Origin of the sequence: Bradyrhizobium canariense, from assembly GCF_019402665.1 — a bacterium.
Taxonomy (GTDB): Bacteria; Pseudomonadota; Alphaproteobacteria; order Rhizobiales; family Xanthobacteraceae; genus Bradyrhizobium; species Bradyrhizobium canariense.
This window is the reverse complement of the sequence record NZ_VSST01000086.1, coordinates 12729-31438: the sequence shown is the minus strand read 5'-3', so window position 1 is coordinate 31438 and position 18710 is coordinate 12729. Positions and strand designations below refer to the sequence as shown.

Here is an 18710-nt window from a genome sequence, read left to right as displayed (position 1 = left end):
GCCAAGCGTAGGTATTTTGTCAGAATCGCGGACGAGTTGATAGCCGGTGGCCTGTAATGTCGCATGTTGGCCCATAGCTGACCTGTCCCGCGCAGCCGGTCCATGACCGCTTGTGACCCTTAGCCGACCTCGCGCCGCTTTGGCTCAGGTGCGGACATCAAGTTGCACCAGAATTGCGATCGGACAATTCCACCGGCTTGCGCAGCGACATCGTGTGTTGGTGGGGTGCGCCGCCGCGTCAATGCGTTACCACGATGAAATCCGTGTCTTTTCCCGTCTCCTGGCTAATTCCGTTGTCGGAAACAATCAACGAAGAGGCCGGCGTCAGGAGTTCAGAGATCTTCTCAACCGTATCCTGGGGCATTTCGATGCGGTTGAGCGCCGCGTTGGCTTTGTCGGGTAACGGTTCCGGCGCGGTTTGCTTCGCGGGCGCTTCTCGCCGTTTCGTGGCAGCTTCGGACATACGGGGCAATTCCTCTGGAATCGACACGACGCTCCAGCGAATAGCCGTTCCCTCGTTCTGGAATTCCATTGCGGTAAACACGTGCGTTCCCAGCGGCTCCTCCGGATTTTCGATCTTGACCGGGACATCAAACAACGGCGTGAAGCCCTGACGCACGAACAGCTTGCTCAACTTACGACTGACGAAGATGGAGATCGGGACGATCTTTTTAGGCACGCTTGCAGCGGGAGCCGAGCCCGGCTCCTGGAGACTGGCGGCTTCTGGAGTCTCGGCGCTTGACACCAGTGATCCCTGCGTTGCCGCGGCTGCACCGATGCTCTTGGTTGCGACGGTGGCACTCTGGAATTCGGACGAACCGGACGCGGCTTTCGGTTGAAAAAGATGCGGATTGGTTATCTCGACCGGCTGGACATCACCATGCGCAATGATCACGCGCGTGCCGCGCTTCGTGAGATGCCAGAGTCGAACGGCAAAATCATTTTTCAAACGGATGCAGCCGTGTGACGCTGGATGCCCGGGCACGACACCGGCGTGCAACGCTATCCCTGACCAGGTGATGCGTTGCATGTAGGGCATGGGGGCGGCGCTATAAATATTTGAACGGTGCCATCGTTCTTTGCTGATGACGCTGAACACGCCGAGGGGAGTCGGATGCCCCTCCATTCCCGTGGACACCGAAGAGCGTGCAATCAGGGCCCCGTTGTCAAACAGCGAGACCCGTTGGTCTGCGAGCGAGATGATGATCTGGAGCGGGCCCTTCGGAAGGGGCTCGGGCCGAACGCTCTTGGCCGTTTCAGAGTTTGTCTGCCGGTGGTGGTGCTTGTCTTTGTACGGAGCGTATTGGCTTCGCCAGAACGTGTGTTGGGGTCCAAACAGAAATTGAGCGTGTGCGATCCCCGCAGGGAGCATGAAAATGGCGAGTACAGCGGTTGTTATCGCGCGCTGCATTGCTGGTAATTCCTTAACGAGCATCGCCCGGTCCCGTAGGCGCGATTCCATCGTTTCGAGACGATGCGCGAAGCCGAAGCCTGATGCGTCATCCTGACAGCGCACCAAGCCTCTCCTCCAAATCTGGTCGCAGTGGGTCGAAAATTGGACCGTACTCACAATTACCGTGGGAGTTGCCGCTGAGACGGGCGCGATTGCTTGCGATCGACGCGTTGCAATCGGGCAACACGTTTCGGAAAAATTGACGAGCGGCCGTTTGCGCCATTGCGCGACCCACATTGAACCCAAGAATGAGCCTCTTCGCATGCTTGGCTTTTCTACACGGCTCCGGTGGAGCCTATGGGGGCGACGGCATCATGAACCCGCGGCGATTTGCGATAGTGGCGCCGACGTTTTGCGGAACGGTCGTTCTCGCGGGGTGGATCGCTGGCTGGCTGGCTGGCTTGGGTCCGGCCGGCACCGAGAACGCCCGCGCAGTGACCATCCAGGACCGCGCAGCATCTCTCGCCGCCACCGCGATGCTCGCGGATGAACCGCAGGCAATCGCAATGGGCAACACCGGACCCGCGAACGCCGCTGTTGCTAGCGCCGAAGTGGCGACGGCCGCTGAGCCCGCGGCGGGGACGGCCACCGACACGACGGCGGCCTCGGATAAATCGGAATCGATCGTCGTGGCCGCGTTGCACGATTCGTCACAAACGCTGTCGGCCGATTTACCGCCTGCGCAGGACTCGGTGGACTTGGGCCACCACGATGTCGCCCAGCTGGCGCCGACCACGTGCGGTGCATCCGGCGGTGCCTCCAGCACGGGGCCGCAGGATTTCCGGTATCTCATTTGTTATGTCTGGTCCGAACTGCCGCCTGCCGAGAAGCCGGCGGCGATCGTCTTGCGTTCGTTCAAGGACATCCCGGTCGGAACGCCGGTGGAAGAGATCAAGCGCGCGTCCGACGCTTTCGGTCTGGATTTCACTTTCATGAAGGCCGTGGCCAAGGTCGAGTCCGGTTTCGATCCCAAGCAGCGCACCGGGTCATATATCGGGCTGTTCCAGCTGAGCAAATACGAGTTCAGAAAATTCGGCTCCGGAGACATTCTTAGCCCCCGCGATAATGCCGTTGCGGCAGCCTACAAGGTCATCACGGAAGGCATTCTATTCCAGTGGGTGACGCACAGGAAGCCGGACTTGAACGATCTTTACCTGATCCATCAGCAGGGCTGGGAAGGCGCCGCGGAGCACCTCAGCCAACCCAATCGCATCGCCTGGAAATCGATGTGCGCCACCGGCGAAGGCAGGGAGAAGGGCGAAAAATGGTGCAGGCGCGCGATCTGGGGCAATACGCTTCCGGCCGTCAAAGAGGCGTGGAAATCCGTGGAGAAGCTGACGTCGGAGGCGTTCGTCGGAATGTGGCGCGAGCGGGTTGCTCATTTCCAATCGAAATACATGGGCACCGCGACCGCCGACGCCGAGCGGGCGCAGGCACCAGTGAACTCCCGTTGAGTGGTTAGCAGGAGTTGCCGCACCCGCGGGCGAGCGGGCCTTCCGTCGCTGGTCGCGCGGATGCGCTTTACATTGTTGCCTGATCAGTCATTCGCGCCGACATCGGTAAAAAGGAACCCCGCCGGCGTCTTGGTAAAGACGAAGATGACCTCGCCGCAGAAGACGAAGTAAGTGTCATTGTTCTCTTGATCGCGGTCGTAGACGGCCTTGCCGCGCTGGATACACGCGCGGTTTTTCGCCGTGAACGAGGTCGGATAGGTCTTGGCGCGAAATTGCGCGGCGTCACGAATTGCGCTGTCGTTCATGAACGGCAATCGTGTCATACCGGCGACGGCGGCGGAATCGTTTGTCCTCAGCGCCGCGCGAAACCTCTCGATGAAGGCATCGAATTCCTTCTGCAAGGCAGGAGAAGCGACGGCTTTCTTCGCTTGTACAACGGCTGGAGCAAGGTTCACGAAAGCGGTTGCGAGCATAATTCTCAGCAAAAATCCCAAGGGTCGGCTCCGTCCATCGACTAATCAAGGCCCTCCGACCGATCCAAATCCATGGTGTTCTGTTGCGTCAAGGGCTTTCTGGCGCGCCAGCGCAGCGTAGCCCGCGCCCAGGCGTGGACCAACAGCATTTGCTTGGCGCCCACTGCTGCTTTTCAACCCTTAGCCGATCTCCAGGCTGGCGCCGAGCTTGTCCGCTCGTGACGGCGTAGCCGAGCAAAGCCCTCAGGGATTCTAAGAAAATGACCCACGGTGCAAGTCTGCAGGGCATCTGTTGCGGGTCTCTGCAAGCGTCCTCGTCAATAACAATTGCGATCTACGCTGGCTTGAGAATCTATTCGGCAACTCGCGACAGCTCCCCAAGTAGCTTCAACGCATCATCCAGCACCTCGTGAAGCTGCCTTCGTTCAGCGGCCGCATCACGCGTGAATGCGCCGTGCGTTTGCGCATTCTGATTTCCTTTCGGCGCGCCTGATCTCCGTGCGCCGCCGTGCATGCGCCAGCGAGACTTGCCGTGCACGGCGGGTGAGAAGACAGCTATTTTGATCTCGCTCCAATGCGAGCAACGCAAGGATCAGCGCGCGGGCACCGCCCGCGTCGTTGGTGGCGCGGTCCCCATCAGCGTCCCGTCCCGATCAGCTTTTCGGTGGCGTTACACGATCGGGCGGCCCGTGCGCAAGTGGCGCGCCGACAGACCATCGTTGCAGATGGCGAACGGTCAGATCACGGCGTGGAACATCATATACAGCAGGCCGGCGATCAGCATGGCCGCGGGCAATGTCAGAACCCATGCCAACACGATGTTCCTGATCGTGCCCGTCTGCAGCCCCGAGCCGTTGGCCGCCATGGTGCCGGCGACGCCGCTTGACAAGATATGCGTGGTCGACACCGGCATGCCGTAAAACTCAGCGCCGAGGATGGTGCCGGCGGCCACCAGCTCGGCCGAAGCACCTTGCGCGTAGGTCAGGTGCTGCTTGCCGATGCGCTCACCGACCGTCACGACGATCCGCCGCCAGCCGACCATGGTGCCGAGGCCAAGCGCGATCGCGACCGAGACCTTGACCCAGGTGGGAATGAAGCGCGTGCCGTCTTCCAGGCTGGTGCGATAGTTCTTCAGGATCGCGGCATCGCCCGGCTCGAGCTTGGCGCCCGCCTCGGGCAGCAGACGGATGGCGTCGGCCGCCAGGTACATGTCGTTGCGCATATTGGCCGTCGCCGCCGCCGGAACCCGGCTGATCGATCCGTAGCTCTTCACGCCATTGGCGACCTCGTCGGACAGGCTTGCGAGCGCTGCGAACACGTCCGGCCGGTTCAGGTTCCGGGTCTTGAGCGCGGTCCCGATCAGGCCGCGTGCATCGTTCGGACTGACCTGCTGAGCGCCTTGTGCATGCGCCGCGAACACCCACTTCGCCTTGCTGGTGATGTCGACGAACGCCGGCGTGCTCGAATCCGGCATGGTCCGGTTCAGAGCGTAGGCGGTCGGCGCCACGCCGATCAGGATCAGCATGATGAGGCCCATGCCCTTCTGCCCGTCATTGCCGCCATGCGCAAAGGACACGCCGGTGCAGGTCAGGATCACGATGCCGCGGATCCACCACGGCGTCTTGCCCTTCGGCTCCTGGTACAGCTTCGGCACCGGAACGACGGCCTTCAGCAACAGCAGCAGCAAGGCCGACAACGCGAAGCCGACCACCGGACTGAACAGCAGCGCCTTGCCCACGCTCATGGCCTGGGTCCAGTCGACCCCCGACGTGGCCTGCCCGGCGGGGGCGAGAAGCTCGTTGGTAAGCCCGACGCCCATGATCGATCCGATCAGACAGTGCGACGAGCTGTTCGGGATGCCCATCGACCAGGTCGCGAGATTCCAGATGATTGCCGCGATCAGCAGGGCGAAGATCATGGCGTAGCCGGCGGCGCTGCCGACCTGGAGGATCAGGTCGACCGGCAACAGCGTGATCACGCTGTAGGCCACCGCGCCGGTGGAAACGAGCACGCCGAGAAAGTTGAACACGCCCGACCAGATCACCGCGGTCAGCGGCGGCAGGCTGTGGGTGTAGATGACGGTCGCGACTGCATTGGCGGTGTCATGGAAGCCGTTCACGAATTCGAAGCCGAGTGCGATCATGAGGGCGACGCCCAGCAGCAGCAGCGCACTGATCGCGAGTGGCTCGCCGACGCTTTGCGTATCGGTGAAGATGCCGTAGGCGGCATAGCCGATGCCGCTGACGAGGAAGAGCAGGAAGACCGCCACCATGCTGACATGGGGTTTCTTGTGGAGGTCGGGTTTGGCGGCGGCTTGCGCGGCCGGACGTGCATCGTTGAGTGCGAGATCGGACATGGGGATTGCTCGGCGGTCAGTCTGTCAGCGATGATCCCGGCGGATCAGGAAATCCATGGGAGCCTCAGCTCAGCCGCTGGGCACGGCGCGCAGCCGGCGCAACCGGTGCAGCTCCTTTGCCGCGTCCTTCATCAGGCCATCGGCGGCCTCGCGTTCCTGGCCGACGATGACCCCCGATGTGAAAGCCTGGGCGCGGCGGTGTGCAGGCGGCGCCGCCAGCGCAGCCTCGGTCGCCAGTTTGCGGTGTGTCATGAAGTCGTTCAGCGATCCCAGGGCCGATTGAATCTGCTTCAGCCGGCCGGAAAGAGCTGCAAGCTCCCTCTGGCCGCGATCGCCGTAAAGGCTGCTGAAGAAGTCGGTTGCATAGCGAATCTTCTTGATCTTGATCCGCAGCTTGTGGCGTTGCACCGGATCGAGATCATTCAGTCGCTTGCCTTGCTTTCGCGCCTTCCTGATGCGCCGATCCAGCACCTCCGCGGCGTAGGCGGCGATCGAGCGGTCGTCATCGACGCGAGGCCGTCCGGCTTCGGTCCACTCGATCGTATCGATCAGCAGGCGGCGGTAACGCGCCGCCGCGACCGCGTCGCGGGCGCGCTTGAAAGCCGCCATCCTTTGCCTTGAGAACCTCTCGCGGATCGCCCGTGCGCCGCGTGCCGGGACGCCGTGCCTGGTGATCGGCTGTATGCTCTCCTTCAGAAACACGTCGATTTCACGCGCAGGCGCCAGTTCGTCGGTGAGCCATTTCAGCTCGGCCTTGATCCGCGCCGTGCTTGCTCGCGGCAGGATGTCGCCGAACAGCGAAATCGCCGCGCGCAGGCGCCGCAGCCCGACGCGCATCTGATGAACGCCCTCGGCATCGAGGTCACGCACCGGATCGGCGTTCGCCGTGATGTGACGCAGCGTCGAATGCGCGATCACGCGGAATGCCTCGTGCGGCGATTGCTCGGGAATGAGCTCGATCGCCTCGGCATGTTGCGCGCCGCCGCCGCTGTTCGCGACGAGCTGGTAACCGCGCTCGGCCTTGGAGCGCAGATCAAGCTCGGCCCCCGTTCGGCGTTCGAGATGGCGCGCGAGGCGGAACAGGTCCGCGACATGTCCGGATTTGAGTTCCAGCTCCAGTTCGGCAACGGGCCGTGACCGCCGCCCGGCGCTGATGCGGCCCCGGTCGACGGCGAGTTCGATCTGGCTCTTTCGTACGCGGCGGGCCTGCGCCATCCGACGGATGTCGGTCTGGAATACCGGCTTCAGCTTGCGGGGAAGTTTCCCCGTAGCAAGGCGCCGGAGCGGTGTATGGCTGGTCTTGGCAAGATCGGGATTTGCGCCGGAGACCTCGTGCTCCCATTCTCCGCGCCTTATGCCGCCCGCGCTGCCTGCTTTGACGGTTTGCACGTAGCGGTCCTCGATCTTGCGAACGCGTAGCGTTAGGCCGTGGCGCCTCAGCTTGTGCCTGTTCGTATCGTAGTAGGTCGACACCAGCGTCTGCTCGGATTTGTCGCGGCGCTGGCCCGCAGCGCCGCTCCGCAAAATCGACGACAGTTTGTGCGGTGAAATCCGGAATTTCAGTTCCGTTTCTGCATTCATGGCTGGATCTTTCCGTTGCCCATTCAAAGTGGCGCACCCGCGGGAAGTTCCGATGCTGCGAGCATTTCAAAGCGGCTGGCGATTAGGGGCGCCGCAAGTCATGGAAACTTCACGGAACCCGGCGCCAGCGTGCTCGATTGAGGAGCAGCACCACGATTGAAGGAGGCAGCCTTGAGGCGAACGAACGCAATTGCGATCCTGATCATCGTGCTCATCCTCGCTGGCGGTGCTGCTGCGCTTTATCGTCTGGATACCGGCGAAGGAACCCGTACCAGTCGCGCGGATTCGGCAAGGACGGCGTCGGATTGAGCCGGGCGGATCCTGCCGAGAGCCAGGCTTGCTGCAGCGATTGACCGGAGAGCAAATACGTCGATGTCCAGAACCGCGATCACCGTTCGAGACCTCACGGCCGGGGTGCTTGCCATTGTCCATGCGCATCCAGACTGCGAGCTCGTGAAGGAGATCGCGATCACGCCGGTTGAGATCACCGGCGTGGGAAGGACTTGGCACGCGAATCTCGTCGACAGCGGCGGCGCCGATGTGCAGCGCGCGGCCAGCGTCTTGAGGCAGGCGAGAGACGATCTCGAGCCGATGTTTGAATTGGTTGACGAACCGCCACCGAAGGACGAGCCATGAAAAAGCCCGCGATCCATCCAGATGACTTCCCGGTTGAGACCAGCAAGACGACCGTCAAGACCAACAAGGGCGAACCGCTTGCGGACGCCGAAAGCGAGCCGGTGGCGGAGGAGATCGCCGACCGTCTCAACGAGCATGCCTACCGCGAGGAGCACGATCGATGGTCGCCGTGACCTCCGGATATCCACGGTCGCGATCGACGCTACGCGCAACAGCCGTTCGCTGTCATTCCGCCGACGGACTGGCGCGGCTTAGTTCGCGAAGCAGTTCGCCTGCCTGATCCAGCAGCGTCCGAACGTTGTTCCGCTCCGCGACCGCTTCCCCCGTGAACATCCCATGCTTCCGCGCATTGCGGTTGCCGGGCGGCGCGCCTGTCCTTGCGGCGCCGCCATGCATGCGACATCGACTCTTGCCGCGCACCGCCGGCGCGCAACAGGGGGTACCACTACGAGCCCTTGCGCCGCAGCGGCGGCTCGCTTGCATCGGGCTGGTGTTGCGAACGTGATCGCTGCTCATGCGATGGCGCCGTCCTCTACGTCAACGTTCGGCTCCGCGACGATCATGCTGGCGTGTTGCGTGACGTTGCCTACGATCGCCCTGCCGCCGTCCTGCACCGACAAATTCCGGACCGTGATCGCGCGCTCGCCATTGTTGCGGTGGCGGCTCAGTGCCTCGATCTGGCTTGCGAAGGTGCGGGCCAGCCGGGTCAGCGCGCGTGTGAGGCTCTCCTGCTGCGGGATGTCATCGGTGAGGGCGAGGCGGCAGGCGGAGCGCATCGCTGCGGCGTGAACGGACACCATCTGCACTGCGAGCATGGCCTCGATCGAGTCCTTCGGCGCGATATTCTTCACCAGCGAGATCAGGAAGGCGAGGTTGGCTTCATCGGGCTTGCGCCCGATCACGCTGGCCTTCACCAATTGGCTGAGCAGACCATGCAGCGCGTCGCGGTCGGCGGCGCCGAGCGCATCGGCCAGCAGCCGTTCGCCGGCTTGCGGGTCGGCATGAAGGATCGCAATCCCCCGCTTGTAGAGCTTGATCCGCGGGCTCGCGGCGGGGCCGCTGCGATCGTTTGCCGCAACCGGCAGCGTGCTGTGGCGTTTCGCAGATGTCGTCATGTGCTGTGTCCTTGCCCGAGCGGGCTCATTGCGCGCGACATCGATCGCTCGGCTCGCGCGCCTGTGGGATTTTCAGGATGTTGATGAAGGGCTTACGCGCAATCGCCGCGAGGCGCCCCGTGGACGGGCGGCGTGGACGCTGACGATTGTTGCGATGATGGCATTCTGCCGGTGTTTTGCCCGACGAGTCAAACGAAGATTGCGAAGCGCGCAATCCTCGTTCGTACAAATCCTCGTTCGTGCAAGTCCTTGTTCTTGCAGGTGCCGGCTACTGTGCATGGGGTTGTTTTCGCGTTTTTTGTTTCGAAGCGGCTCCAACCTGCCGCGCGACGGAATGCCGGCCTGCAAACGCGATTGCGAAATCCGGCACGGCCGCTCATCATGATTCGCGAATCCGCCGCGTCATGACAAAGCGGCGCGATTCGTCTGGGGAGAGAACGAATGCAACGAACGCTTCGCCTGCTGGCGATCGTCGCCGGATTGTGCGCCCCGACGGGGGCCCTTGCGCAAAAATATCCGGTGCGGCCGGTCAAGATCATGGTCGGCTTCAGCGCGGGCGGCCCGGTCGACGTCGTCGCGCGCATCGTCGCCGATCGGCTGAGCAACAAGCTCGGGCAAGCCTTCGTGGTCGAGAACCGCGCCGGCGCCAACGGCATGATCGCAGCCGAAGGCTTCGCCCGTGCAGAAGGCGACGGCTACACGATGCTGGCCTGCAACTCATCCACGATCACGCTCAACAAGACGCTGTTCAGGGATATCCGCTACGACCCGGAAAAAGACTTCGCGCCGCTCACCACCGTCGTGTCGGCGCCGCTCGTGCTCGTGGTCAACCCGGAGAATCCCAAGACGGCCAACATCAACACCGTCGCTGATCTCGTCGCCGCGGCAAAGGCTGCGCCCGGCGCGCTGGCCTACGGCTCGGGCGGCAACGGCAACCTTGCCCATCTCGCCATGGAGCTGCTCAGCCAGAAAGCCGGCGTCAGGATGATCCACGTGCCTTATCGCGGTGGTGCGGCGTCCGAGGTCGGCATCCTCGCGCAGGAGGTCCTGGCGGTGTTCGATCCCTTGTCCGCCGTGCCGCTGGTGAAGGCCGGCAAGCTGCGCGCGCTCGCGGTGTCCTCAGCCGAGCGGCTGCCGGCGCTGCCGGATGTGCCGACCGTCGCGGAAGCCGGCTATCCCGGTTTCGACATCTCGTTCTGGGTCGGCTTCTTCATGCCGAAGGCAACGCCCGCGCCGACGCTCGACATGCTGCACCGGGAGATCGTCGCCGCCGCCAACGATCCCGTGTTACGTGAGCGGCTGGAGACGCAGGGCGTCGTCAGCGTGCTCAGTCCGGCCGAGTATGCCGCCAAGATCGCGAAGGAGACCAAGGAGCTTGCCGAAGTCGTGGCGGCGGCAAACATCAAGGCGGAGTAGGGCGTCTGCTTGGCGTGATGCCGACCACCTCAGCCAGCCGCTCGAGCAGCGGGCGCTGTCCCGCGTTGATCTTCTCGTGCGCTGCTTCGAGCGTGAACCATTCGGCACGATCGACCTCCGGGAAGGTCTGACGTTTGCCGCTGCGCGGCGGCCATTCCATCTCGAAACTGTTGCTGCGAATGCTGCGCAAATCGATGTCGAACTCGGCTGCGAACGCGGTGACGATCTTGCCGCCGCGCTGCTTGACCTGACCAAGCGAAGTCAGCGGCGTGGACAGCTCAAGTCCAAGCTCCTCGGCAAACTCCCGTCGCGCCGCGATGTCTGCGTCTTCTTCGTCCGCATACTCGCCCTTCGGGATCGACCAGGCACCGAGGTCCTTGTTGCGCCAGAACGGTCCTCCGGGATGAACGAGGAGAACCTCGATTCCCCGGCGCTTCCGATAGGCAATGATCCCGGCGCTTTTCGATGGCATCGCAGGTTCCCTGCAGGCGGCGCATTCGCCCGGGAAAAAGTGGAACAGACGGTTTTAGCGCAGGTTAATAGCCAACGCTTTGACCGAACAAGGGAGTGAACCATGATCCGCCTGTTGGCAACGACAGCCTTAGGGCTGGTGCTGGCGAACGCCGCCTTTGCGCAATCGCCAAGCACGAACACCAAATCCGAGCAGACGCCGCAATCCCAGTCGAATTCCGCAGCTCCGTCCAACACGTCGCCCTCTGGCGCGGCACAAACGCAACAGACCACGTCGCAGCCGCAGCAATCATCAACGCCGGGAGCATCGACACAGAATACCCAGGCGACCACTCCGTCTTCCGGGTCGGCCAATTCCCCGTCCGGGACCAACGCTACCAATAGCGCGGACACGTCCTCCCGGCCGCCCAGCGGTACGGCAAACTCGAACGCGGCCGGCAACCAGCCCGCCTCGCAGCAGAGCGCCAATCCGCCGGCGGCGAACGCGAACCAGACGCAGGATCGCTCCAATCCTCCGTCGAACAATACCAATCAGGCACAGCAGGCGCCCGGTGCATCTGGAACCAACCAGGCCCAGCAATCGCCAAACGCGCCGAGCAGCAATCAGGCGCAGGGCGAGCGGACCGGCGCCAATTCACAGACCGCCGCCCGCACTAACGTCAACCTCGACAAGCAGCAGGAGACCAAGATCAGCGCGTCCATCTCCCATCTCAACGTGCGGCCGCTGACCAGCGTCAATTTCTCGCTCAACGTCGGCACGGTGGTGCCGCGCGATGTCCAGCTGTCGACGCTGCCGCCCGACGTGGTCGAGATCGTGCCGCAATATCGCGGCTACAGCTTTGCGCTGGTGAAGGATGAGATCGTGGTGGTCGATCCGGCGACATACAAGATCGTGACGGTGCTGCCTTACTCGGGACAATCCACCGCGACAACGACGACCACGCGCGAGCGCAGCGCCAGCAAGTTTTCGGATCGCGATCGCGAAGTGATCCGCAAGCATGCGAAGACCCGCACCGAGGGACGGAGCGAACGACAGACCACCGGCAGCACTGCGCGGTCCGAAATCCATGTTGGTGACCGCGTTCCCGAGAGTGTCGAGGTCGAGGAATTCCCGAGCAGCGTCTACCGGGACGCCCCCGACCTGCGCGAATACCGCTACATTCACCGCGATACACGGACCTATGTCGTCGAGCCCAGCGAACGCCGCATCATCGAGGAGATCGACTAGTTCGCGGACCACCGGAAGCCGCTCCATCGAGCGGCTTCCGGATTTCGCATCAGCCCGAAGATCGTTCGCGCGCTGCAAAACGGATGGCGCGGGCCTTCGCGCTCTTTCCCGCCGCGCGCGCGGCGATCATGTTGCGTGCCTTGCCGTGGGTGCTCTTCCGGATCAGGGACGCGAGCCGCTTGCGTGCGCGGCTGGCCGTCAATCGCGCCGCCAGTTGCTCCGCCTTGCGAATGATGGTCGTGACCGAGGGCGTCAGGTTCACCGGAACCCAGGCGACGTCTTTCGTCTTGGACAGGCTGCCGATGCCCTCGCAGGGAGCTTCGCGCGGCAGGTCGATCCGGATCGCGAGGGCTTCCGCGCGCTCGGTCCAGTCCTCGGCCCTGGTGCCGGTGATGATGCGGACATAGTCGCGTGTCTCACGCGGCAGCTCGCTCTCTTTGGCAAGCCATTTCTGGATCCGGCCGGGGCCTGCGTTGTAGGCGGCTGCGGCAAGTCCGAGATTGCCGAAATCGTCGCGTAGCTTGCGCAGGAATTTGGCCGACGCCGGCAGCGCCTTCATCGCATCGAACGGATCATCCAGCCCGACCTCCGCTGCCGTTTGCGGCATGAACTGTGCGACGCCTTGCGCGCCGGCCTGGCTGACCTCGTTCGACTTGAAGCGGCTCTCCTGCCAGATCAAACGTGCGAAGAACGGCACCGGAATGCCGCTGGCTTCGGCCGCTCCGCGAAGCGCGTGGCAGAAGCGCTCCGTCGGCGAAACCGGCGCCTGCGCGACGGGTTCGACCGTATCCGGCGGCTCGGGTATCTCCTCATAGGCCGCACGCGCATTGGCGAGCTCAAGCGCCTGCACGCTTGCGAGGAACAGTTCGACCACCGGAACAAGTGGCGAGGCCTGAGTGTTTTGAAGAACGGTGTGATCGAAGGCTGACGTTTGGCGGGACACCGACGGATCGAAGTCGCACATCAGAATCATGAACGCGGCGCAAGCCGCGACGACAAATCGCATTTGCTGGAGCAACCTCGAACTGTGGGTGAACGGCCAGCGGTGCGCCGGCGATAAGGAGTTCTTAACCGTGCGATTGCGGCAAAGCTGCGGTCTCACCGGTTCCGCCGGTGTTACTACGGTGTTCCCGCCGGGAAAACTCTTGTCTCCGCGAATTTGCTGTCTCCGCGAATTTGCGGGCATGGCGAATTGGGACGAGCGAGATGATGCAATGGATGCTTGGCGCGGTGATTTCGCTGTCGGTGATCTCTGCGGCGCTTGCAGGCAACCTCGATGCAGCAGCGGTGAACGACGCTGCGCGTCCCGCAAAGCAAATTGCTGCCGATAAGCTCAACGCATCGATCGTGAAGCTTGAGATTTTGCTCGACCGTGCGCGGTTCTCGCCGGGGGAGATCGACGGCAAGCTCGGGGAGAACGCGCAGAAGGCGCTGAAGGCATTCGCCGAGCAGAACGGCGTTGCATCCGACAAAACGATCGCACCGGAGCTTTGGGATAAGTTGAACGCCGCGAGCGAAGGCCCGGTCCTGATCGAATACAAGATCACGGATGCGGATGTGAAGGGGCCGTTTCTGAAGGAGCTGCCCGGCAAGCTTGATGACATGAAGCCGCTGAAGGCGCTGAGCTACACCAGTCCGCTCGAAGGGCTTGCCGAGAAATTCCACATGAGCGCAGATCTGCTCAGGGCGCTCAACCCGGACAAGGCCTTCGACAAGGCCGGAGTGACCATCGTCGTTGCAAACGTTCCGGCGCGGCGAGAGCTGCCGCACATCGCGCGGCTCGACATCGACAAGAAGAACGGCACGCTGAAAGCATTCGACGAGGGCGGCACCCTCATCGCATTCTATCCTGCGTCAATCGGAAGTCCGGATCGTCCGACGCCGAGCGGTACGCTCAAGGTCACCAGCGCCCACGAGAATCCGGTCTATCACTACAACCCCGACTACAAGTTCAGAAGCGTCAAATCGAAAAAGCCGTTCGATGTTCAGCCGGGCCCGAACAATCCGGTAGGAGCATACTGGATCGGCTTGTCCGCGCAGGGTTACGGCATCCACGGAACGGCGGAGCCCGACAGGGTCAGCAAGTCGGCGTCGCATGGCTGCGTCAGGCTGACCAATTGGGACGTGCGCGCGCTGGGCGAGCACGTCAAGCGCGGCACACCGGTGGTCTTCCTGGATGCGCCGACGGACTCCTCGTCCGAGCAGCGGCGGAAGTCCGTCGGCAGGCGCGCCTCGAACTAGTCTTTGGGAAAGTCCTTGCGCATCGCGATCTCGGCGGCATCGCCGGGCGATAGCACGGTCTGGTCGAACGCTGCTTGCGGCCTCGTCATGATGTCGTAAAGCGAGATGCCTTTGATCGGCTTGCCCATGAGCTCGCGGACGCAGTCGGCGAGCGTGCCGTCGTAGACGAGATAGGGCGGACCTCGATCCTTCTGCCTCTCGCCTTTCAGCGACGGCCACTTCTTCAGTTCGGCCGGCGCGTCATAGGCGATCGGCGATTTCTCTTTGAACATGCGCTTGGCCCCTGAAGGCGCGGGTAGCCCAGAAGCCTAGGACGGCCCGGTAAAACGCTTGTTAAAGAATTAGTTCAAATCAGCCGGCAACAAAGGCGAGCAGAGTGCCGTTCGCCTTGGCCGGCGGCACGCAGATCGCAGACCCGCTGCGCACCGCTGCCGAACCAAGCGCCTTCTCGGTGGCCGCGAGATCGCCGCTCACGAGCACCAGGGCAGCGCCTCCGCGTTCGGAAAGACCCGCGAGCGGCACGCCGGGATAGCGTTTGCCGAGCTGCTCCAGCGTCAAGTAAACGAAATCGGCCCGATCGCCACCGGAGGCCACGGTCACAGCGTCGTCGGTTTCATTCTTCGGCTCGCGGTCGATCAGCCGCCCCAGATGCGCGGCTTCCTTCGCGGGTTCGGGCGCTGCGATCAATGTCTGCTTGATCCGCTTGGCCGCATTGGCGTGCTTCATCAGCGCGGGAATCCACACCGTCTCGCGCGTCTTGTGCTGGCAGGCGAAAATGCGCACGCCGCCGGGCGCTTCCGCGGTCGGCCACATAAAGGTGCGGAATTTCGCTGCCGAGATCGTGCCGTCAGGCAGCGTCACGGGCCGTTCGAAATCGGTCGGGCCGATCGGCTCCAGGCCGCGTGCGCGGATTTCCTCTGCGCCGGCGGTGGAATCGACCGCGGTGAAGGCGATGCGCTCGATGCCTTCGCCGCGCTTGTCGAGGAAGGCACGCGCCGGCGCGTTGTGCTCGGTCGCCGCGAGCACGCCGAGCAGCTCCATATAATCCGGGTCGAACATGATGGTGTAGTTGCCGGTGCCCATATGTGCGCTGTGAGTGCCGCGCGGCGAGATGGTGAAGCCGAGCTGCCGGTAATTCTCGGCGGCCTTGTCGAGGTCCTGAACCATGACCACGGCGTGGTCGATACCGATGACGTTCTTGAGAGCCACTGTTCTTCCCCGGATGCAAACTGACTGGACCGCCGTTGACGGCCACAAATCCTGTCTACGCCGGATAGGCGGTCAAGTCATTTTCAAATCGGCGGGACATGCGGAAATTTCATTCCGCGAAAGGCGATATCGACGCGCAATGGTGTCAGCGCGCCTGCTCGAGATAGGCGGCGAGGATGGCGCGCTCCTCGCTGGTCATTTCGGTGATGTTGCCCGGCGGCATGGCATTGGACCAGGCGGCGACGCGGCCGATCAAGCGGATGTTGCGATGGATGTGCTCGGGCGCGTCGAGCAAGATGCCCTTCGGCGCGGTGACGATGCCGGCCCAGACCGGCTCGGCGGCGTGGCACATGCTGCAGCGGGACATCACGATCTCCTCGACATTGGCCACCGTGACCGGCGCCGACAGCGCGCTTGTCTTGACCTCGCGCGGGCCGGCCGCGGAGAGGAAGAGGATCGCGATCACGCCCGCCGCTGCGATGCCCCACACCCACCACGGCGATTTGCGCCCGGCATGCCCCTCGTTGAAGAAGTGCCGGATCACGGGGCCGAGCGCCAGGATGATGGCAACGATGATCCAGTTGAAGCGCGTGGCATAGAGCAGGGGATAGTGGTTGCTGATCATCAGCACGACGACAGGCAGCGTTAGATAGTTGTTGTGAACCGAGCGCTCCTTGCTTGACTTGCCGAGCTTCGGATCGGGCGCCTGTCCCGCGAGCAGGGCGGCTACGATCTTCTTCTGGTTCGGGATGATCAGCGTGAAGACGTTGGCGACCATGATGGTGCCGATGATCGCCCCGATCTGGTTGAATGCGCCGCGCCCGCTCAGCACGTGGGTGAAAGCATAGGTCAATGCGACCAGGAACAGATAGCCGCCGATGGCGAAGGGCAGTTCGCGTTGCGCGAGCCCGGTGCGGCAGGCGCCTTCATAGAGCAGCCATGCCAGCGCGAGGCTGCAGAGGCTGAACAGGCCGGCCTGGAATGGCGTGAGGTCGAGGATTGACTTGTCGACCAGGAACAAATCGGCCTCGAGATAATACACCACAACCATCAGCGCGAAGCCGGACAGCCAGGTGGTGTAGGCCTCCCATTTGAACCAGGTCAGCTCGTCCGGCATCTGGGCAGGCGCGACCAGATATTTCATGATCCGGTAGAAGCCGCCGCCATGGACTTGCCAGGCCTCGCCTTGCACGCCGTCGGGGAGATCGCGCCGGGGCCTAAGGCTGAGGTCGAGGGCGATGAAATAGAAGGAACTGCCGATCCAGGCGATCGCGGCGACCACGTGCAGCCAGCGGAGCAGCAGGCTCGCCCATTCCGATATGATGGATCCCCACATGATCACCCCAACAGATGCAGCCCCAATGCCGCAGCCTTGATGACCGCAACCGGCGGCCCCGCCCTTACAATGTGTCGCACCGATCAGCCGCATTTTCCAGTACGATGGGCTGCGGCTGATGCACATCGTGCGGGCATGAGCTGACGTGGGATTCGGCAGGCATTTGGCCTGTCGCAGAACGTTTGCGCGTCGATCGGCGTTGGTGCGCCAGACGTGACGGCCGGGAGGAAACGATTTGAGGAACAGGATTTCGTTCGTAGCGATGTCCGCCGGGTGGCTGGTCGCGGTCGCGAGCTGCGCCCAGGCGGAGCCGGTGCTGCAGGGCAAGGATGCCTACGGCGATTGGCAGGCCGACAAGCCTGGCACGGTCAGGTTGATCCGGCCGCAGGATCTGGTCAGGCCCGGCGCCACGCGGTCGGTTGCGAGCTCGTCGCGCGTGGTGCCGCGCCCGCCGGAGGGGGCGCTTCAGGTGCCGGCCGGCTTCAAGATCGAGCTGTTCGCCGAAGGGCTGCGCGCCCCGCGCATCGTGCGCGTGGCGCCGAACGGCGATGTCTTCGTCGCTGAGACGCGCGCGGGCAACATCCGCGTGTTGCGCGCCGGCGAAGGCGGCAAGGCCGCGACCAACGAGGTGTTCGCCAGTGGGCTGCGGCAGCCGTTCGGCATCGCCTTCTTCCCAAACGGCGACAATCCGCAGTGGGTCTACGTCGCCAACACCGACAGCATCGTCCGCTTTCCCTATCAGGCCGGTGATCTCAAGGCGCGTGGCAAGGCGGAGACGATCGTGGCAAGCCTGCCCCACGACGGCGGTCATTCCACCCGCGACATCGTCTTTACGCCCGACAACAAGCGCATGCTGGTGTCGGTCGGCTCGCTCAGCAACGTCGCCGAGGGCATGGGCACGCCGCCGGGCGGATTGGATGTGTGGTCGAAAACCCATCCGCTTGGTGCGGCGTGGGCGAGCGAGACCGAGCGCGCCGCCGTGCTGGCCTTCAATCCTGATGGCAAGGAGCGGAAGATCTACGCCACTGGTATCCGCAACTGCGTCGGACTCGCGGTCCAGCCACAGACCGGGCTGCCGTGGTGCTCGACCAACGAACGCGACGGGCTCGGCGACGATCTCGTGCCTGACTATGTGACCAGCGTGAAGGAAGGCGCGTTCTACGGCTGGCCGTGGTTCTATATCGGCGGCAACGAAGACCCGCGCCATGCCGGCGCGCGGCCGGACCTCAAGGACAAGGTGACGATACCCGATGTGCTGGTGCAACCGCACTCGGCCTCGCTCGGCATGACCTTTTATCAGGGCACGCAGTTTCCATCCGAATACCAGGGCGATGCTTTCGCGGCCGAGCACGGCTCCTGGAACCGGTCGAAGCGCACCGGCTACAAGGTGATCCGCATCCGGATGAAGGACGGCAAGCCGACCGGCGAGTACGAGGATTTCGTCACGGGATTCGTGGTGAGCGACACCGAGGTGTGGGGGCGGCCGGTCGGTGTTGCTGTGGCGAAGGATGGATCGCTGCTGGTGTCGGAGGATGGCAACGGGACAATCTGGCGGGTGACAAGCGTGCGCTGAGCCGCGGTGGAGGTGTACCCTCGCCCCTTGCGGGAAGAGGGTGGCTCGCCGCATAGCGGCGAGACGAGTGAGGGGTTCTATCCGCGAACTCCTTGTGCATGTGCGGAGAGAACCCCTCATCCGGCGCTTCGCGCCACCTTCTCCCGCAAGGGGAGAAGGAAGAGGCAC

18 protein-coding genes are annotated in these 18710 nt (G+C 63.4%); 7 read left to right on the top strand and 11 right to left on the bottom strand.

Going from position 1 to position 18710, the window contains the following annotated elements; genetic code table 11:
* Positions 1 to 238 precede the first annotated feature (238 nt).
* Positions 239 to 1516 carry a L,D-transpeptidase gene (locus FXB41_RS36005; RefSeq protein ID WP_311985943.1) on the bottom strand — a complete coding sequence of 426 codons (1278 nt, stop codon included), beginning with the start codon at positions 1514 to 1516 and terminating at the stop codon, positions 239 to 241.
* A gap of 251 nt (positions 1517 to 1767) precedes the next feature.
* Here FXB41_RS36005 and FXB41_RS36000 point away from each other — a divergent pair, with 251 nt between their 5' ends.
* Positions 1768 to 2907: a lysozyme family protein gene (locus FXB41_RS36000; RefSeq protein ID WP_219685131.1), complete on the top strand. Its 1140-nt coding sequence runs from the start codon at positions 1768 to 1770 to the stop codon at positions 2905 to 2907.
* Positions 2908 to 2990: 83 nt separating this feature from the next.
* Here FXB41_RS36000 and FXB41_RS35995 read toward each other — a convergent pair whose 3' ends face one another.
* From FXB41_RS35995 to FXB41_RS35985, 3 genes are all read right to left on the bottom strand, one after another.
* Entirely contained in the window at positions 2991 to 3401 is a 411-nt protein-coding gene (locus tag FXB41_RS35995) for a hypothetical protein (RefSeq protein ID WP_007594128.1), read from the bottom strand.
* A 715-nt stretch (positions 3402 to 4116) separates the two neighbouring features.
* Positions 4117 to 5736, bottom strand: coding sequence for an inorganic phosphate transporter (locus FXB41_RS35990; RefSeq protein WP_219685130.1), 1620 nt, complete (start codon positions 5734 to 5736; stop codon positions 4117 to 4119).
* A gap of 69 nt (positions 5737 to 5805) precedes the next feature.
* The gene (locus tag FXB41_RS35985) at positions 5806 to 7317 is read right to left on the bottom strand and encodes a CYTH and CHAD domain-containing protein (protein ID WP_219685129.1); all 1512 of its coding nucleotides are present in this window, start codon (positions 7315 to 7317) and stop codon (positions 5806 to 5808) included.
* A 372-nt stretch (positions 7318 to 7689) separates the two neighbouring features.
* Between FXB41_RS35985 and FXB41_RS35980 the strand changes: the two genes are divergently transcribed.
* Together FXB41_RS35980 and FXB41_RS35975 are read left to right on the top strand one after the other, a co-directional pair.
* A complete protein-coding gene (locus FXB41_RS35980) occupies positions 7690 to 7953 on the top strand; it encodes a hypothetical protein (RefSeq protein ID WP_219685128.1) in 264 nt (87 codons plus the stop codon).
* Positions 7950 to 8126: a hypothetical protein gene (locus FXB41_RS35975; RefSeq protein ID WP_007594113.1), complete on the top strand. Its 177-nt coding sequence runs from the start codon at positions 7950 to 7952 to the stop codon at positions 8124 to 8126. Before FXB41_RS35980 ends, FXB41_RS35975 begins: the two co-directional genes overlap by 4 nt.
* A gap of 52 nt (positions 8127 to 8178) precedes the next feature.
* Here FXB41_RS35975 and FXB41_RS41615 read toward each other — a convergent pair whose 3' ends face one another.
* Together FXB41_RS41615 and FXB41_RS35970 are read right to left on the bottom strand one after the other, a co-directional pair.
* Entirely contained in the window at positions 8179 to 8436 is a 258-nt protein-coding gene (locus FXB41_RS41615) for an HGGxSTG domain-containing protein (RefSeq protein ID WP_007594111.1), read from the bottom strand.
* Between the two features lie 29 nt (positions 8437 to 8465).
* Entirely contained in the window at positions 8466 to 9068 is a 603-nt protein-coding gene (locus FXB41_RS35970) for a hypothetical protein (protein ID WP_219685127.1), read from the bottom strand.
* 441 nt (positions 9069 to 9509) lie between these two features.
* Here FXB41_RS35970 and FXB41_RS35965 point away from each other — a divergent pair, with 441 nt between their 5' ends.
* The gene (locus FXB41_RS35965) at positions 9510 to 10484 is read left to right on the top strand and encodes a Bug family tripartite tricarboxylate transporter substrate binding protein (RefSeq protein WP_219685126.1); all 975 of its coding nucleotides are present in this window, start codon (positions 9510 to 9512) and stop codon (positions 10482 to 10484) included.
* Here the strand turns inward: FXB41_RS35965 and FXB41_RS35960 are convergent.
* Positions 10471 to 10956: an NUDIX hydrolase gene (locus FXB41_RS35960; RefSeq protein WP_219685125.1), complete on the bottom strand. Its 486-nt coding sequence runs from the start codon at positions 10954 to 10956 to the stop codon at positions 10471 to 10473. The genes FXB41_RS35965 and FXB41_RS35960 overlap by 14 nt on opposite strands.
* A 102-nt stretch (positions 10957 to 11058) precedes the next feature.
* On the opposite strand from FXB41_RS35960, the gene FXB41_RS35955 reads away from it, so the two are divergent.
* Entirely contained in the window at positions 11059 to 12183 is a 1125-nt protein-coding gene (locus tag FXB41_RS35955) for a DUF1236 domain-containing protein (protein WP_219685124.1), read from the top strand.
* 49 nt (positions 12184 to 12232) lie between these two features.
* Here the strand turns inward: FXB41_RS35955 and FXB41_RS35950 are convergent, their stop codons facing one another.
* The gene (locus FXB41_RS35950; RefSeq protein WP_219685123.1) at positions 12233 to 13189 is read right to left on the bottom strand and encodes a lytic transglycosylase domain-containing protein; all 957 of its coding nucleotides are present in this window, start codon (positions 13187 to 13189) and stop codon (positions 12233 to 12235) included.
* A 200-nt stretch (positions 13190 to 13389) separates the two neighbouring features.
* Between FXB41_RS35950 and FXB41_RS35945 the strand changes: the two genes are divergently transcribed.
* Positions 13390 to 14424, top strand: a complete 1035-nt coding sequence (locus tag FXB41_RS35945) for a L,D-transpeptidase family protein (protein WP_219685122.1) — start codon at positions 13390 to 13392, stop codon at positions 14422 to 14424.
* Here the strand turns inward: FXB41_RS35945 and FXB41_RS35940 are convergent.
* The 3 genes from FXB41_RS35940 to FXB41_RS35930 form a co-directional block, all read right to left on the bottom strand.
* Entirely contained in the window at positions 14421 to 14696 is a 276-nt protein-coding gene (locus FXB41_RS35940) for a hypothetical protein (RefSeq protein ID WP_007594098.1), read from the bottom strand. The two genes, FXB41_RS35945 and FXB41_RS35940, sit on opposite strands and share 4 nt — an antisense overlap.
* A 79-nt stretch (positions 14697 to 14775) precedes the next feature.
* Entirely contained in the window at positions 14776 to 15633 is an 858-nt protein-coding gene (locus FXB41_RS35935; RefSeq protein WP_219685120.1) for a VOC family protein, read from the bottom strand.
* Between the two features lie 145 nt (positions 15634 to 15778).
* Positions 15779 to 16969 carry a urate hydroxylase PuuD gene (locus FXB41_RS35930; protein ID WP_219685117.1) on the bottom strand — a complete coding sequence of 397 codons (1191 nt, stop codon included), beginning with the start codon at positions 16967 to 16969 and terminating at the stop codon, positions 15779 to 15781.
* Positions 16970 to 17231: 262 nt separating this feature from the next.
* On the opposite strand from FXB41_RS35930, the gene FXB41_RS35925 reads away from it, so the two are divergent.
* A complete protein-coding gene (locus FXB41_RS35925; RefSeq protein ID WP_246649458.1) occupies positions 17232 to 18542 on the top strand; it encodes a PQQ-dependent sugar dehydrogenase in 1311 nt (436 codons plus the stop codon).
* The last annotated feature ends 168 nt before the right edge of the window (positions 18543 to 18710 follow it).